Source organism: Pedobacter metabolipauper (assembly GCF_004362715.1).
Lineage (GTDB): Bacteria > Bacteroidota > Bacteroidia > Sphingobacteriales > Sphingobacteriaceae > Pedobacter > Pedobacter metabolipauper.
Genome location: NZ_SNYC01000003.1, coordinates 502,743 through 520,163, shown reverse-complemented (window position 1 = coordinate 520,163; position 17,421 = coordinate 502,743). Strand labels below are relative to the sequence as shown.

At 40.9% G+C, this 17,421-nt stretch carries 13 protein-coding genes; 4 read left to right on the top strand and 9 right to left on the bottom strand.

Features of this window, described 5'->3' with window-relative positions; translation table 11 throughout:
- Nucleotides 1-14: 14 nt before the first annotated feature.
- The 4 genes from ATK78_RS02285 to ATK78_RS02270 form a co-directional block, all read right to left on the bottom strand.
- Complete coding sequence (locus ATK78_RS02285; RefSeq protein WP_133574434.1) at nucleotides 15-704, bottom strand: pseudouridine synthase; 690 nt, start codon at nucleotides 702-704, stop codon at nucleotides 15-17.
- A 28-nt stretch (nucleotides 705-732) separates the two neighbouring features.
- On the bottom strand, nucleotides 733-1,038 hold the full coding sequence (locus ATK78_RS02280; protein WP_133574433.1) for a hypothetical protein: 306 nt from the start codon (nucleotides 1,036-1,038) through the stop codon (nucleotides 733-735).
- Nucleotides 1,039-1,091: 53 nt separating this feature from the next.
- Entirely contained in the window at nucleotides 1,092-2,294 is a 1,203-nt protein-coding gene (locus ATK78_RS02275; RefSeq protein WP_133574432.1) for a DUF763 domain-containing protein, read from the bottom strand.
- Between the two features lie 96 nt (nucleotides 2,295-2,390).
- A complete protein-coding gene (locus tag ATK78_RS02270) occupies nucleotides 2,391-3,737 on the bottom strand; it encodes a PhoH family protein (protein ID WP_133574431.1) in 1,347 nt (448 codons plus the stop codon).
- Nucleotides 3,738-3,909: 172 nt separating this feature from the next.
- Here ATK78_RS02270 and ATK78_RS02265 point away from each other — a divergent pair, with 172 nt between their 5' ends.
- From ATK78_RS02265 to ATK78_RS02255, 3 genes are all read left to right on the top strand, one after another.
- Nucleotides 3,910-5,127, top strand: a complete 1,218-nt coding sequence (locus ATK78_RS02265) for an AhpC/TSA family protein (protein WP_133574430.1) — start codon at nucleotides 3,910-3,912, stop codon at nucleotides 5,125-5,127.
- 443 nt (nucleotides 5,128-5,570) lie between these two features.
- Nucleotides 5,571-7,211 carry a L,D-transpeptidase family protein gene (locus tag ATK78_RS02260; RefSeq protein WP_133574429.1) on the top strand — a complete coding sequence of 547 codons (1,641 nt, stop codon included), beginning with the start codon at nucleotides 5,571-5,573 and terminating at the stop codon, nucleotides 7,209-7,211.
- Nucleotides 7,212-7,258: 47 nt separating this feature from the next.
- The gene (locus ATK78_RS02255; protein WP_133574428.1) at nucleotides 7,259-7,969 is read left to right on the top strand and encodes a DUF4397 domain-containing protein; all 711 of its coding nucleotides are present in this window, start codon (nucleotides 7,259-7,261) and stop codon (nucleotides 7,967-7,969) included.
- Between the two features lie 43 nt (nucleotides 7,970-8,012).
- Here the strand turns inward: ATK78_RS02255 and ATK78_RS02250 are convergent, their stop codons facing one another.
- From ATK78_RS02250 to ATK78_RS02240, 3 genes are all read right to left on the bottom strand, one after another.
- Nucleotides 8,013-10,298 (bottom strand): DUF7133 domain-containing protein, encoded by a 2,286-nt coding sequence (locus ATK78_RS02250; RefSeq protein WP_133574427.1) that lies wholly within the window; start codon nucleotides 10,296-10,298, stop codon nucleotides 8,013-8,015.
- Nucleotides 10,299-10,312: 14 nt separating this feature from the next.
- Nucleotides 10,313-11,776, bottom strand: a complete 1,464-nt coding sequence (locus tag ATK78_RS02245; RefSeq protein WP_208112286.1) for an aminoacyl-histidine dipeptidase — start codon at nucleotides 11,774-11,776, stop codon at nucleotides 10,313-10,315.
- A 185-nt stretch (nucleotides 11,777-11,961) separates the two neighbouring features.
- Nucleotides 11,962-14,652, bottom strand: a complete 2,691-nt coding sequence (locus ATK78_RS02240; protein ID WP_166664801.1) for an outer membrane beta-barrel protein — start codon at nucleotides 14,650-14,652, stop codon at nucleotides 11,962-11,964.
- Nucleotides 14,653-14,819: 167 nt separating this feature from the next.
- On the opposite strand from ATK78_RS02240, the gene ATK78_RS02235 reads away from it, so the two are divergent.
- Nucleotides 14,820-15,347, top strand: coding sequence for a TlpA family protein disulfide reductase (locus ATK78_RS02235; protein ID WP_243732414.1), 528 nt, complete (start codon nucleotides 14,820-14,822; stop codon nucleotides 15,345-15,347).
- Between the two features lie 42 nt (nucleotides 15,348-15,389).
- On the opposite strand, the gene ATK78_RS02230 is transcribed toward ATK78_RS02235, so the two are convergent.
- Nucleotides 15,390-16,163, bottom strand: coding sequence for a DUF3050 domain-containing protein (locus tag ATK78_RS02230; RefSeq protein ID WP_133574424.1), 774 nt, complete (start codon nucleotides 16,161-16,163; stop codon nucleotides 15,390-15,392).
- A gap of 82 nt (nucleotides 16,164-16,245) precedes the next feature.
- On the bottom strand, nucleotides 16,246-17,415 hold the full coding sequence (locus ATK78_RS02225; protein WP_133574423.1) for an MFS transporter: 1,170 nt from the start codon (nucleotides 17,413-17,415) through the stop codon (nucleotides 16,246-16,248).
- Nucleotides 17,416-17,421: the final 6 nt, after the last annotated feature.

Genomic DNA, 17,421 nt, shown 5'->3' with positions numbered 1-17,421 from the left:
TTCTGGTCGTCAACTTAGACAATTTTGTCCCAGTTCATTATGGAAAAAACGCGTTTAAATTCATCCTGCACCGCTGCTTTTAAGTGGATCTTTTCTCCGGTTACGGGATGGTCAAAGATCAGTTCTGATGCATGAAGCATCATGGTGGTCATTTCCCATTGTTCTTTAAAGAATTTGTTCTGTTTATTGCAGCCATGCTTACGATCTCCAATGATGGGATAGAATATATGCGCAAAATGTTTACGGAGCTGGTGCATCCTTCCAGTTGTTGGAGCTGCCTCTACCAGCGAATACCTCGAGGTTGGATGTTTGCCAAACGGAATATCCAGTTCAGCACGCTTGAGCGTAATAAAGGAAGTAAAAGCATCCTGAACCGTTCCATTTTCCTTCATTAACGGATAATCGATATCCTGACTGTCTGGCGCATAGCCCCTAAGTACAGCCAGGTATTTTTTTTGAACCTCCCCTTCCTGAAACTGCTTATGCATCGCAATTTCCACATCCTTCTCAAACGCGAATAAGAGCAATCCGCCTGTTTTACGGTCTAAGCGGTGAACCGGACTTACATGCCTGTTTACCTGGTCACGCAATAGCTGCAATGCAAATTCTTTCGCATCATTTGCAATAGACGACCGGTGAACCAGCAGTCCGTGGGGCTTATTTATTGCGATTAGATGATCGTCCTGGTATACAATTTCTAGCATGCAGCATTTTTTCTGCGAAGATAACTTTTTAAAGCGGACTGACCTCGGTTACTTCAATAAGTTCAGGTCCGTTCTCTACCGGGTATCCGGCAACTTTTGAACCTTTTAACGTAACCTGTTTACCTTCAAAAGAATCCAGGCTAACTTTAGTACTTTTTAATGCATAGGTCTTACTGCCTGTATTGAGGGTATGCGTACCATATTGAAAGGTTGACATACCTAGTTTCTCCAGTTTACCGCTTAACTCAACAGTATCTTTATCAGCCGATGACTTTAGCGTATTACAACTTGCAAAGGTAAAACCTGCAACTAAAAGGATTAATAATTTCTTCATGTTGGTATAACGTTTAAAAGATGAAATGTGCTACAAAATAATGTAAATAAGTACTAAAACAATTTAAGCTGCTGATCTGCAGGCGGCAGGGCATTTCCAAAAACTGTTTTACCGCCATACTTCCAGGATTCACGGCGCTCTTTGGCGATCAGCGCTTCAAAATTGTTATTGGGAATGAAATCTTTCTCTGCATTTCTTGCAATCTCACTCAATTTATGAATTGCCTGCTGTTTATCGGTATTTCCGAGTTTGGCTTGCCTTACTGCTTTATTCAATACCTGTAAGGTCTCATCATAAACTTGAACAGGAACCGGGAACGGATGTCCGTCCTTACCACCGTGTGCAAAAGAGAAGCGGGCTGGATCGGTAAAGCGTGAAGGTGTACCATAGATCACTTCACTTACCAGGGCCATGGACTGCAATGTCCTTGGGCCCATACCTTCCAGCAGCAGCAGTTCTTCAAAATCTGAAGGCCGCTTCTCCTGGGTTAACCAAAGCATGGCTCCCAATCGTTTCAGATCGATATCTTTTGCCTTTACTTCATGACGGTTGGGCATAACCAGTTTTTTTGCTTCAGCGAGGATCCGTTCCGGGTTTTCAGTTGTCATGGATAACATCGACTTGCGTGATGGGTCTGCTGCTTTGGCAACCAGATTTAAGATCTGTCCCTGGTTTATGCCGCAAATGCCGGTATGGGGTTCCTCTACAAAAGATTTGATGGCTGAGGAATGCCAATGGTACCTGCGGGCAGTTGAGCCGTTGTTCTGCATTCCCTGTTGTACAACCGTCCATAATCCTTCATTGTTGACTATAAAGTTGTGCATGTACAGTTGAAAGCCATCCTGAACAGCTGTATTGTCAACCTTTGCGCTGAGTTTACTGCATCGAACCAATTCATTGCCGTTTAGCCCGGTACGTTCTCCGAACTTGAGCAGCTCATCGGGTGTTTGCCTGGACCGCTTGCCTTTGCCTCCGCAGATGTAAATTCCAAATTCCTTATAATGCGGGTTTATGGCCGCCCTTAATGCGCCCATCACAGAAGTTGTAATTCCTGACGAATGCCAGTCCATGCCCATTACTGCGCCCAGGCTTTGAAACCAGAAAGGATCACTTAGCCGCCTTAAAACCTCTGCCGTACCATATTCCAGGATGATCGCTTCCGTAATGGCAAAGCCCAGCCTGGTCATTCTTTCTGAAAGCCATGCAGGTACATAACCATAGTGTAAGGGCAAATCTGCGGTACCGGATCTTTTCATTACTAACAAATTTAGCAATTATTTGCCGGATACAAATGAATTGTTTTATTTATTTATAATGCAATAATGAATTTAATTGACGGCAATACGTGGAGTTTAAAGCAGATCATTTGCCAGGTTAGCCAGTTCACTGCGCTCTCCTTTATCTAATGTAACGTGTGCATACAATGGATGGTTCTTTGCATTCGCAATCAGGTAAGACAGTCCATTACTTTCTGCATCGAGGTATGGCGTATCGATCTGGTAAATATCACCGGTAAAAACAATTTTTGTATGCTCTCCTGCCCTCGAAATGATGGTTTTAATTTCATGGGGGGTCAGGTTTTGGGCTTCATCCACAATAAAAAAGATCTTGGTCAGGGTTCTGCCGCGTATATATGCCAATGGGGTAATTACAATCTTTTCTGTGTTCACAAATTCATCGATCCTGCTCTGGGCCTTCGGGTCTTCTGTATGTTGCTCTTTTATAAACCGCAGGTTATCCCATATGGGTGCCATATATGGATCAATTTTAGATTTAATGTCACCCGGTAAAAAACCAATGTCTTTATTGCTCAACGGAACAATGGGACGGGTAACATAAATTTGCCTGTAATCTTTTCGCTGCTCCAGCGCAGCGGCGATGGCCAGCAGGGTTTTACCCGTACCTGCTTTCCCCTGGATGGTAACCAGTTTAATATCTGGATTGAGTAAGGCATGAATGGCAAAGGTTTGCTCATCATTTCTCGGTTTAATATTGTATATCTTTTTGGAGGTAATGACAGAAACTGAAGCCGACTTAGTATCATACCAGCCATTGATGGTTTTGCGGTTACTTTTCAGAATACAAAATTGATTGGCCGATTTTGGAGCAATTCCAAGTAATGATCCAGCAATACTACCCTGTTCTTTTAAAGTGATAAAATGCTGTTCATCGACTTTATTAAGCTTGGTTTTACCCGTATATAATTCATCAACGTTCTTTACCTTCCCGGTTTCATAATCTTCTGCAAGAATATCTACAGATTTAGCTTTTAAGCGCAAACAGATATCCTTGGAAACGAGGATTACTTTTTTCTTCGGAAATTCCTGCTTCAAACTTAATGCTGCATTTAAAATGCGGTGATCGATCTTATCCGTTCCAAATATAGCTTCAGCATCGATATGACCGGCATTGCTATCCATCACTACTTTAAAACGTCCGCTATTGTTTTCATTCAGCGAGATCCATTCATTCATCAGCTTATTTCCAGAAGCCTGATCGATCAGGCGGATAAAACTTCTGGCTTCGGCATTGCGGGTTTCATTTCCATTTTTCATATTATCCAATTCTTCCAGCACCTGAATGGGAACAGCAACGTCATGTTCCTGGAAATTATTGATTGAATTGTGATCGTAAAGAATAACAGAAGTGTCGAGTACGAAGATCTTTTCGGAAGTTTTATGTTTTACGGATTTACTCATGGCATATAAAAATAGGAAAATTCTGCATCAAGCAGAATCACCAAATGGCATCGGAAAATATAGCAATAAAAAATACAAATATCTGAACATAAATAATTATCAAAACTATGTTATTAGTTTTAAAACTACTACCTTAGTTTTCGCTAATAGGAATTAAACTGAATCACAGATCATGGACCGGACACTTCTCATTATACTATTTATACAAATCCTCTGCCCTACCGTAATTTTAGCACAAAGCAAATCCGCAGATCACAATTTTACCATTACAGGAAAAGTAATAGGCCGTGATACTGGAAACTTAGTTTTAATGTATCAAAATGCCTCAGGGAATTTCATCAAGGATACAGTCCGCCTCGAACAGGGCAATTTTAAATTCAACGGCAGCATCAGCGAGCCGATCAGGGTTGAGGTTCAGGGTAAATTGAAATCTTTCTCTATGGACGATCCAAACCGGACATGGATATTTCTGGAACCCGGCGATATGCAGTTAACCCTAACTGAAAAAAAGTATTACTATGCCCGGCTTACGGGGTCGAAGACACAATTAGAATTTGATGCCTATCATAAATCGCTGGAACCCTATCAGATCGCTGCAGATTCCATTCGAATGGGACTTTCAAAAGTTACTAAAGCAATGGACAGTACACCTGAATCTCTGGAGTTAAATAACAAATTTGCAGAATTGAAGCTTAAAAGCCGTGAGTGTTATGCCGCGATCGACAAAAAAACAGTCGAATTCTTTAGTTCAAACCCCAACTCTTATGTAAGCCCGTATTTAATGGCCCAGACCATGGAGCGGTTGATTGGATTAGATTCGGCAAAAATTATCTACAACAACTTCTCTGAAACCATAAAGAACAGTTTGTGGGGTAAAATAGTACTTCAAAATATCATCGCCAAAGCGCAGGTGATTACCGGTAACAATGCACCTGATTTCACGGCCAAGGATATAGATGGCCGGATTATGCGGTTAAGCCAGTTTAAAAATAAGAACTATATATTGCTTGATTTCTGGGGATCCTGGTGTGTAAAATGCCTTAAACAAACCCCTTACCTAAAAAAGATGTATGATATCTATCGTGCTAAAGGGCTGGAAATGATCAGCATCTCAAACGATAGTGATGAACAAATATGGAAGCGTTCTATTGAAAAGCACGATATGGGATCCTGGTATAACATCAAGAGCAACGATGTGATGTTACAATCCGGCCTCGACCCGGCAATACTGACCAAATATTCAATTGCCGCGTACCCTACTGTGATCCTCATTGATAAAAGAGGTAAAATTATTTATATGCATACCGGCTTCGATGAAGATTCAGGAATAAAAGCGCTGGAAGATCATCTGCTGGAAGCGTTAAAGCGGGATGGTGTGCAATTGCAATAGAATTTCAGCCCACTGTAAGCGTACAAAAACACTTTAAAAAAGAGAAACGGAGCCTCTCTTCTTTCGATTCAAGTTCTCCGTTTCCAATTTTAAGACCGTAGTCTTAAAAAAGCATCAATTCGTTTTGTAGTTTAACATTTCGTGGTTTCGCAGTCCCTAAGAACGCAAACCCGTAAAATACTTCCTCTATAACTTGTTCCGTGGAACGTGCTATCGGTTTGTATATCTGTTCATTAGAAACTCCCAGAATTCTGCCCTTGGGCTATCCTTCTTTTTGGTGTTTCTTCAGATTGTCAATGTACTTCGTTATTGATAGATCTAATTTACGCAGAATATTAATTCAGTGCAACAAAATAATTTTATATTTATCAACAGCTTTTTAACAGTATTTAACAAAGTTATACACACTATAAAAGATATATTTGCAGGTGTATTCTTAAACCATGATCAGATTTCGCAGTACCATTCTTGTTCTCGTTGTTTGCTTTAGCGCTTTTGCGTTAACTGGCTGCAGGCAATCTGAAAAGAAAGGAAATCAGATCAGTGCCGATTCCCTAAAAAGAAAAGCGATTAAAGAATGGAACAAAACCATACCCGGAAGTTTTAATTCGGAAAAAGACCTCTTCTTTGATACCACACAGATTGAATCCTTTGTAAAAGCTTATCCCCTTTTAGAAAAATATGCGGGTTCCATCCGTAAGTTTTATTCAGGCAGACAGCATGCGTATGCCTGGTACAATAAGAATGGTTTGATTGAGCAGGCTGGTAACCTGGCCGACCGCGTTAAAAACCTGGAGAAAGAAGGAATCAATAAAGAAATACCTTACCGCGTTACCTTTGACTCCCTCCTATACGCCAGAACCTCAAAGAAACCGGATATTAAACTGGAACTGATGTTAACGGCACAATATTTTGCCTTTGCACAATTGGTATGGCAAGGTGCGGATGCTTCGGTCAGTAAAGCCTCGGAGTGGTATCTGCCTAGAAAAAAGGTTTCTTATGAGCAGTTCCTGGACAGTATGATTAAAAGTCCTTCTAAGTTTACCGCTACTCAAGCCCCTCCTGTGTACCGTCAATATGACTTATTAAAAGGTTTCCTGGTTAAATACCGGGAGCTCGACCGTTTAGATCACTGGCCCAGGATCATTGCCGATCAGAAATCTTATCGTCCCGGTGATTCTTCACAGATCATCATCCAGATTAAAAAAAGACTTTTTGAGTTGGCCGATCTAAAAGGAGATACCAGCAGCATCTATTATGATGAAGAGCTGCTGAAAGCCATGAAAAGTTTTCAGTCCAGGCATGGCATGTCCGCAGATGGGGTAATTGGAATTGGTACGATCAATGAGCTTAATGTCCCCCTAAAAACACGGATCAGGCAGATCATGGTAAATATGGAAAGAAGCCGCTGGCTTCCCGTTCAGCTCAATTCGGATTATCTTGCGGTAAACATTCCGGAATTTAAACTGCACGTTTACCAGAAAGACAGTTTACAATGGAGCGGTAATGTGGTGGTTGGACAGTCTGTTCATAAAACCGTAATCTTTTCAGGGGATATGAAATACATTGTTTTCAGCCCATACTGGAATGTTCCTCCAAGTATTGTACGCAACGAAATTCTCCCTGCCATGCGCAAAAACCGCGGCTATATCAATCAACACCGGATGGAAATTACCGGCTATAGCGAGGGGTTGCCAACCGTACGGCAAAAACCAGGGCCAGGAAATTCTTTGGGACAGGTAAAGTTCCTGTTCCCGAACAGTTATAACATCTATCTGCATGATACGCCTTCAAAATCGCTGTTCGGCGAAAATGAACGTGCATTTAGCCACGGTTGTATCCGCGTACAGGATCCAGCAAAACTGGCTGCTTTTCTGTTGAGGAATGATCCTTCATGGAACGATCAGAAAATAAGTGCCGCCATGAATTCAGGAAAAGAAAAGTACATTACCCTAAAGGATAAAGTTCCAGTGTTTATCGCCTATTTTACGGCTTTTACGGATCGTGAAAACCGGTTAAACTTTCGTAAAGATATTTATAACCGGGATGAAGTTCTGGCTAATATGTTGCTAAATGGAGAATAACGCGTATTTTTGCTAAAGAAGAATTAAAAATTAAAAATAAATATATCATGATTAAATCGTTTACAAGACTAAAACCTCTGAATTTACTGGTAGTTCGCATAGCCCTTATTATACTTCCAATTGCGCTTTTGGTGCAATCCTGCAAAAAACAAGACGAGGTGGTTTCTAATGTTGCCTTATTAAGTGTAGTCAACACTTTCCCTACGCTGGCTACATTTAACCTTTACCTGGATGATGCTAAAGTAAATACAGCAGCCTTACCATTTGGTGGTGTGATCAACTACTTTGAAATTGTTCCTAAAACCTATAGTGCTAAATTAACTATTGAAAGCAGTACAGCCAGCTTGTTTACAAAGGATATTGTTCTGGAAAATCAAAAGATCTATTCTTTGTTTTTCATCAATGGTACGGCTAGCCCTGATTATCTGCTCGTAGAAGATGATATAAATGGTCAGCTAACAGAAAAAGCTTATATCCGCTTTATGAACCTATCTCCAGATGCAAGTGCGTTAAACCTGGTAGAGGGTACCAATATTGTGATTCCAAATAAAACGTATAAATCCACTGATGCATTTATCGAAATAGAGCCTAAGACTTATATTTTTGAGATTAAAGACCGTGCAACCAGCGTAACAAAGGCGACCTTAAAAAGCATGGAAATTGTTAAAGGCAAGTGTTACACCATCATCTCAAGAGGTTACTTAACCCCGGGAGATATTGATCAGGCATTTAGCGGACAGGTTATCATAAACCGCTAAGCATAAAACCAAGATTAAATATCCTGGATCAGGTCCAGGATATTTATTTGAATTCTTCAGCGGTAAAGGCCTTTTGTCTGCCTTTTAACTTAGTCCGCATCCCAACAACATCTTTGACATCCACTTTACCGGCATTATTTTGCCACGAAGCTCTAATATAGCTTAAAAGCTGGGCAATATCTTCATCAGAGATCTCTTCACTATGCGCAATACCCGGCATATCCGCCGAGATTTCAGGCGCCTCATAAATATGACCATTTACCTTTACCGGCCCTGTTAATCCGAACAATACAATAGCGATCAGGTTATTTTTATCTCCTGTTACCCACTCCGACTTGTTTAATGGCGGGGCAAGGGATTTTATCCCATTCCCATCCGGCCCATGGCAGGTCTGGCAGGTAGACAGGAACAACGCAGATCCTTTTGGGTACTGTTTAGCCAAAACAAAAGGATCTTTGTTCTTAAGGGTACTCTTATAGTTTGAGATGGCACGCTGCAGCTGCTTATTGATCCGCAGGTTTGTATCAGGCACCAGTTTGGCAATAGATTGTTTAAATGCTTCTTCCTGGTAAGGCATTGTGCTGATGACCGCATCCGCCACGAAGTTATTATCCCGATAGCGGCTTATTAGAGCAAGCTGTATATTTTTCGCCGCGTTATCGTCATAAGACTTGATAAAATTGGTTAGATAAGCAATGTATGGCGCTGCTTTTTCATCATTCAGTAAGGCATCCTGCTGCAAAGCCAATGCATAGCTCCGATACGAAGAACCATTTATTACAGAAGGGATTACGCTTAAGGCCTGCATCCTGATGGACCAGGTCTCATTTTTTAACAAGGTTAAAACCTCATGGGTCTGCAGGGCATTTAATCCTTCAAGAACCCATAGCGCATGAATTACCTGTAAAGGATTGCTGCCCGTACTTAACACCTCCTTCAGATATGGAATGGCTGCTTTATTCTTTTGGTCAAGTAAGTATTGCTGGGCCTGATCGCGGATAAATCCATTGGCATTGCCCAACAATGCAACCAGCGATTTTGGATCATCGGTGATTTTAAGAGCAGCTGCCTTTTTATCCTTAGGAACAATTTTATAGATCCTACCGCAATTTAAGGGCTGGGTAAGATCTCTTTTCTTAATCTGATCGATCAGATATGGAGTTGCATAGGTTTTATGCTGGATAATCCCCCTATACATGTCTACCACATACAACGCACCATCCGGGCCATCATACAGGCTTACTGGTCTGAATCTTTCGTCAATACTTGCAAGAAATTCTTTACCCTGGTACGCCTGTTTACCCTTAACCTGGTAACCGTTCTCATTTAGAATATTGCGCTTAATCAAATTTGCAGATGGCTCTGCAACAAAAGCATTAAATTCATAATCGGCTCCAAATAAAGCGCCTCTGTAAATTAACGGGCCGCAGGCAGCAGTAAAGTTTTTTAGTCTCAGGCTATCGTCTAATATACCCGGCATATAGGCACGGTTAATGCCCGGTGTTGGTCTGGCGGGATATACGCGGTTGTCTTGCACGGTACGCTCAGAATAACCGCTTACATTACGCTGGTTCTTATTGGTTGCACCAAAACCCGGTGTAAAATAATCTCCAACCAGGTTGGTAGAGTTGTCGTTGTAATATAACCGGCCGTAATTATCCTGACTTATCCCCCACTGGCCTCTAAAGTGGGTATCTTCTATGATCCACTTTGACCCTTTTTTACGGTATCTTTTGCTGGACTTTGCATTGTAGATCCAATTGTCAAGCGCTCTTAACAATCCGTTAGGCTGGTGTTCTACATTGCCATCCACGGCATACTTAGCATCAACAAGCGTTCTCTTTCCAGGCTTATCGCCGTTTATTTCATAAAACCATAGATTTGGAGATTCTGCCACCATGATGCCGTTATCAATCAGGCAAATGGCTCGTGGCAGAACCAGGGAATCAAGGAACACGTTCCGTTCATCAGCTACACCATCGCCGTTTATGTCGGTCAGGATCACAATCTTACCACTTGGCAGATCTTCGCCTCTTCCGAGGGTATCAGGCATGTATCCGGTCATTTCTACTACCCAGATCCGTCCTTTTGTATCGAATGACATTGCAACCGGCGTGCTGATTAAGGGTTCAGCAGCAACGAGCTGTACTTCAAAGCCGTCCTCAACTTTCATTTTGCCAATGGCATCCTGCGGTGAAACTATTGGGGAACGGCTAAAATCAACAGGTTGTTCTGTTGCGGATGTTTTTTGAACGGCCTTCTTGTAGCTCTTGCATTGATACAGGCTAAAAACCAGGAGGATCAAAAAGGTATAGATGTATAATTTCATAACAGTTCGGAGGACTAATTTAATGATTTAACAGGGATCTCTTTAAGGACAAGAAGCAGGTAAGTCCAAAACTTTTGAACCGATGAAATCTTAACGCATTCATCCGGAGAATGGGCACCATGTATGGTGGGTCCGAATGAGATCATATCCATACCTGGAAGATGTGAGCCTAATATACCGCATTCTAAACCTGCATGGCAGGCATTTACATTTGGTGCTTCCTGGAACGTGTCTGTATAAAGCTTTTTCATCACGTCGAGTATTTTTGAACTGGCATCCGGCTTCCATCCGGGATAATCTCCGCTTCTGGAAACTTCAGCACCCATATTTTCAAACGCAGCAGCAACGGCGTAAGCTACATCCGTTTTTGTGCTTTCCACGCTGCTTCTCTGCAGTGACTGTGTAATGAATGTTCCTGACTTGATGATAACCCTGGCCAGGTTAGACGACGCTTCTACGAGGTCTTTAATGTCGGGACTCATCCTAAATACCCCATTTGGTAACGCATAAATTGCATTCGTGATCCTGGTTAAATCTTCAGCAGCCATCACTTTTTCAGGCAATTCAGTTTCAGCAGCAGTTATAATTAAAGAAGGTTCAATAGCCTGGTATTCATCTTTTATAATCCCGGTAAAATGGCTGAAATGGAAATGGAAGTCATCTTTCTGACTTGCTGGCACAACTACAGTTGCATTTGATTCACGGGGTATTGCATTTCTTAAACTTCCGCCATCAACTTCACTTACCTTCAGATTTAATGCGCTGGAAGCTGTATACAGAAACCGGTTCATCAGTTTATTAGCATTGGCCCGGCCTTTATGAATATCCATGCCCGAGTGTCCGCCGAGTAAGCCTTTTATAGAAATATGATATGCGATACTGTTGGGTGGCAGCGTCTCTTCTTTATACGTATAGGTTGTATTGGTATCTATACCGCCGGCACAGCCGATGGTTAGTTCATCATCTTCTTCCGTGTCTAAATTTAGTAAGATTGTACCGGAAAGGTTAGCGGGATCCAGCTGTTTGGCTCCGGTCATACCCGTCTCCTCATCAATGGTAAACAAGGCTTCTATTGCCGGATGCGGGATATTTTTAGCTGCAAGTATTGCCATAATGGTCGCTACCCCAATTCCATTATCTGCACCCAGGGTTGTACCTTTTGCCCGAACCCAGTCTTCATCCACATACATATCGATGCCTTGTGTATCAAAGTTGAAATGGGTATCTCCATTTTTCTGATGAACCATATCCAGGTGGGACTGCAGGATTACCGTTTGGCGGTTTTCCATTCCCGCTGTGGCTGGTTTTTTAATGACCACATTCCCGATTGCATCCTGTACAGTTTCCAATCCGAGATGATGACCAAACTGAACCATAAAACGAATAACCTGTTCTTCTTTTTTTGAAGCACGTGGTATGGCATTCAGGCTTATGAAACTATTCCATAACGCTTTGGGTTCTAAATCATCAACTTTCATTCTCATTTGTGTTTACAACAAACTTAACAAAAATTTACAATTTAAAACCCGTAGAAACCTGCTTAGTTGCTTGCAAAAGTGATGTTCTTTATAGCCAAATTCAGATGTTGATTAACTGTAAGCAGATCATATCAAATAATATGCAATATCCAGGACTAAGTTCCCAGTTTATGGAATCGCATCAATTAAAGTCCTAAGAACTTATTCTTTCCACCTACATTACCTCCAAAATTCTTGATGTTATAGGTAATTGAGAGCAACCCGTAAGTACCCAGATTATTGTATTGCGTATCATAGATGGAGTTCTCCCAAATAGAGATGCTGCGCCTTACACCAGCGTTCAAAATATCATTTAAGGAGAACCTGAGGTTGGCTTTGTCTTCTTTCAGGAAATTAACAGATACACCTGCATTGAGCAGCTGAATATTATTGTCATACCCTGCCAATTGTTGTTTATTGAGCTGAATGTTATAATTGGCGTCCCAAACAATTCTTTTAGGAAAACGAATAATCATACTGCTTCCACTGGTATGGGTGGAATATTTAAGATCAGGATAAAAGGGATCATCATAGGTACTGCTGTTTTTACTTACTGAATAATTCTGATTCAGTTCAAATTTATCATTCAAATTCAATGTAAGGCTAATTTGTGGCCTGTATCTGAACCGGTATGTATTGCTACTGATATTATTCACCATTACGAAGCCCTTATCATGGGTTATATCCATTGCCATTATTATACTAATCTGATGCTTTGCATTTTTATAATCCTTTCTAAAATCAACGCCACCGTATGAGGACGTAATCCCATCTATATTAATTGGTGTACTAATTTGAATGCCTTCAGGTGTAATGATCTTGGAACGAACCACCCCATTTTTCTGGATATTTGCTGACCCATAAACACTATAGCTAAAGAAATTTTTAGTGTTGTACTTATTTAAATTGAAACTTAAGAGATGGCGTGTGGTAGGCTGCAAATTCGGGCTTCCTTCATCGATGTATAACGGCTCTGTATTATTTGATACCGGCTGAATGTTTTGAATGGAAGGCTCAGAAAATGAAGAGCGGTACTGAATGGATAAGCTTTTGTAACGGAATCCAAGCTCTGGTATCAGGAACGTATAATTTTGCCTGATATCCTGTAAATTGCTGAATGTATTGTTTAAATCTATGGTATTGACAGTAATACCCGGCTGAAGCTGTAGGTTATTATTGAGTTTTATAATCAGCACCCCACCAGCTGAACTTCTGATTCCGGATTGCTTTACGGTTTCTGATAAATTGGGTACGGCAATATCATAATTTTGATCCAGTGGATTTCTAAAGAAAGTAGTCAATGCGTTTTCATTGGCCACATAACTCATACTTCCTCTTAACGTCATAGAGATCATTTTACTGAAAGGCTCATTATAATTTGCGTACAGTTCTGTATTGAAATTCCGGATCGAATTATCGCGCAGCTGATCAATGGATACTGTTGATGGCGGCACACTGATTGTACTTTCTGTCGTATTGAAATTGTTATTTAGATTTGTTGATTTTGAGATGTTTAGGGAGGTATATAATGATCTTCCTTCCTTTTTAAATACTTTATTCAGGCTGGCTGAATTGTAATAGGAAATATTGTCGTCATTTGATAACGCGGTATTGTCTGCATTATTGATTAACTCGTTACTCTTGTTTCTAAGTTGCTTATTGGCACTATAAAAGTTGTTTGAATTACCGATAGAAATCGATGGCCGGATGTAAATTGTGAGGGTACTATCTGTATTAAAATCTATAGCTCCCCGGATATTGTGTGTATAGTTTTGACGGCTGTTGGTTGATTCGTTCCTGGTAAGGAGTTTATCGTCACCGATTGACTGATCTTCATGGGCGAGCTGTTCCTTAAAATTATCAGACATCCCGTACAAATAATTTCCATTGATGTTCACTTTATTTTTAGTGCGCACATTAAAATTTAGTCCGGCACCTCCCGAGGTCTGTAATCCTGTTCCACCACCCAGTGAAGCATTCGTTGCAAAGCCGCTACCGTTTCCCTGAAGATCCCTATTGTTAAAACCTGATTTATTGACGTTGTTCCGGTACCCAAATGCCGTTAACTGAGTCGTTTCCCTGAAAACGTTTATAATTCCACCGGCCTCATAAAGTTCATTGTCGCCCCCGCCACCATATACCCTTCCAAAAGCGCCCTGTTTAATATTCTTTTTTAGCTTCAGATTAATGACCTGTGGAATATCTGCAGGAATCATGTTTGGATCTCTCTGCCTGGCCTCTTTATCGTCTGTTACCTGTACCTTATCAATAATATTTGCAGGCAGATTTTTGGTAGCCGTCTCCAGATCGCCTCCAAAAAACTCTTTACCATCAACCAGGATCTTATTCACCTTTTTACCGTTTACATTGATCGAACCATCCGCATTTAGTGTTACTCCAGGCAGTTTTTTCAACAGATCTTCCAGCACTGCTGCCGGCAATGTTTTGAAAGAGGCCGCATTAAACTCTATGGTATCTTTTCGTACCACAATGGGTGGCCGCTCTCCCACAATCTTTACCTCATCGAGATCGGTTGATTTTGAAACCATCAGGATATTATCAAGTTTAAGATCTGGTGTTGCAGTGCTAAGTGAAACTTCTTTACGGATCACTGCATAATGCCATGCGTTTATAATTATTCTGTACCGGACTCCGGTCTGCAGGTTATTCAGTTTAAAAACACCCTTATCATCAGATAATTTATACATGGTCATTACACTATCCCCTACTTTAAAAACCGAGATGGTTGCGTAGCCTACTGTTTGTTTATGGTCTGCACTGTCCAACAGAACTCCGGAGATACTTCCTGTTTTTTGTGCAAAGGTGAATGTTGTCATACAGATTAAAAACGCAGAAAGGATTAATTTCATCATAAATTTGGTATCGGAACAGACTAACTAAATATTTCGTTAAACATAAACTAAACTTTTAGTAATAGCAAATGCGTAGCAATTTTGTTATTAATAACGTGATGCTGTAAAAATTTGATTTCAAATGACACAAAATGGATCCTGGAATTGGATATTCGCGTACCTTTATTAAAACAGTCATGAAGAAACTTACCTTAGCTATAGCCCTCATCCTATTTTCTGCATCCGTATTTTCACAAAGCCTTACTCCCGGTACCGCGATACCTAAGGCTGTATTTTACAAAGCTGATGGCAAGACATTTTCAACAGAACAGATTGCTACCGGAAAAAAGACTTTACTGATGTTCTTTGATGCAACCTGTGGCCACTGCCAGAAGGTAGCTGCCGACTTTTCAAAGAGAAGTAAGGAATTGAGTGGCGTTAACCTGTATTTGGTATCACAGGATGAGTTCAGGTCCATTAACTATTTCCTGACTAATTACGGAAAGCCATTGATGTCATTGCCAAACGTAACGGCCTTACAGGATAAAGATCATGTATTTATACCGTTGTTCTTTCCTAAGCAATACCCGTCGCTATATTTATTCGGAGCAGACAAACGGCTGATCTATTTCTCAAGTAACGAAAAGGAATTACCTAAGTTTTTTAGCTTGATTAAATAAGGAATACTTGAAATTCTTTTATTGTTGTAAATGCAGGAAAACCTATTTTGAAAGAATCCGGTTATATGCGCCGTCCCAAAGTTCAATACGCCTTTCTAAAGAAGTGATCGTAGCAAGCTCAGCAGCTTTCCAATAATCTTCATTGTTACTGCAAAGTGCTTCGGTCATTTCTAAGGACAGGTGACTGTGATGATCTCCATCTACCTCAATGTGCCTGTCCAGGTAATACTTAAACAATGAGATCTGATCCGGAAACTTCTTATTAAGATCATTTACTATCGTTAAGAACATATTTGGAATAAGGTCTTCTCTTCCAAAGGTGAAGGTGCTTGCCTGAAGATGGGCGGCATTACTTTCAATGATCTCAAAAGTAAAATTGACGAAGTTCTTTGCCTCGGCTGGTGTACCTGCAGCTTGGTAAGCTTCATTAAATGTTTGTCCGCTTTTTAAAGCAGTTAAAAAATTCTGGATCTCCGTAGTGTCAGCTCCGCATTGGTCCATCGCTTCAAGATACATCTCGAAATGGCTTTTGCGTTCTCCTTTACTATCGATATCAGATTCTTCACCTGCAACGATCTCATTGATCAGGTACCTGGTATTTGCAGTACCTACCGGAAACCAGGGAATTGACGTACAGGTAAGATTAATTTGTAATGACTTAAGTAACGACATAAAGTCCCACACGGCATATACATGATATTGCATGAAGATCCTAAGATCTTCCAGGTCATTAATTACAGAATAAACTTGATGATTTATAATTTGCTGCCTGAGTGGCTCAATGTCGTTCTGGATCTTTTTTAATGCTTCACTCATCTTTACACCTGATAAAATTCGCTGCAAAGATAAGTTTTAGCTTCAATGATTTTAAACATAGAAAAGCAATTATCAGGTAATGTTAAGAAGAAAAAGCAACAGCAGTTACCCGTTTGGTCCTTGCAATGAGCATCCAGGCAAATGCAGCACCTATTAATGCCATTAAAGACCCTACCCAAACCGGTGAGGTATAGTCATAGCCTGCAGCCAATGGAAGTCCGCCTAAAAAAGCCCCCAATGCATTGCCTATATTAAAACTGGCCTGACTAACTGAAGCTGCCAGCATTTCGGATCCTTTTGCGGTATTGATCATCAGCATCTGAATTGGAGAAGCGAGTGCAAATGCAATGGCCCCAGTTACAAAGGTCATGATTAAGGACAGCACCTGGTTCTCTGAAATATAATGGACAATAAATAAAGTAACAGCCATGGCAATCAGTAAAGTTACAGATGCCATTGCGGGCGAAAAACGGTCGGCCAGTTTACCACCTATAAAATTACCAACCAGCATCCCCAGACCCGCAATAACCAGGATGTAGGTAATAGAATTTGCCGAGAAGCCGGAAACTTCGGTAAGCAACGGTGCGATATAGCTATACCATGAAAATAACCCACCAGTTCCGATCGCGATCATAAAGATGATCAGCCAGGCTTCCGGAAGTTTAAAAAACGCAAGTTCTTTACGAAGGTCGCGGTCCTTTACGGCAGCAATTGCCGGCATCCACACTTTTAAGCTCAATAAGGTAATTAATCCTACGGCAACAATGATCACAAAGGTATATCTCCAGGAATAATGGTGACCGATATATGTACCCAGCGGTACTCCAATTACGTTAGCAATGGTTAAACCGGCAAACATTAAAGAAACGGCCTGTGCTTCTTTTCCTTTTTCAGCAATCTTACTGGCTACAACAGAACCTACACCAAAAAAAGCACCATGTGGTAAGCCAGCCAGTAAACGGGCAGCGAACATGGTTCCATAGTCAGGGGCAAAAGCAGAAAACGCATTAAATACGGTAAACATAGCCATCAATACCATCAGGATCTTTTTTGGAGGATAGCTCCCTGCTACAATAACCAGTAAAGGCGCACCAATAACAACACCCAATGCATAGGCAGAGATCAGATGTCCTGCTTGTGGTATGGTGATTGAAAGATCTTTTGCAATGTCGGGCAGTAAACCCATCATTACAAATTCAGTAATACCAATTCCCAATCCGCCAAGGGTTAATGCAAGCAAGCTTTTCTTCATGTTCTC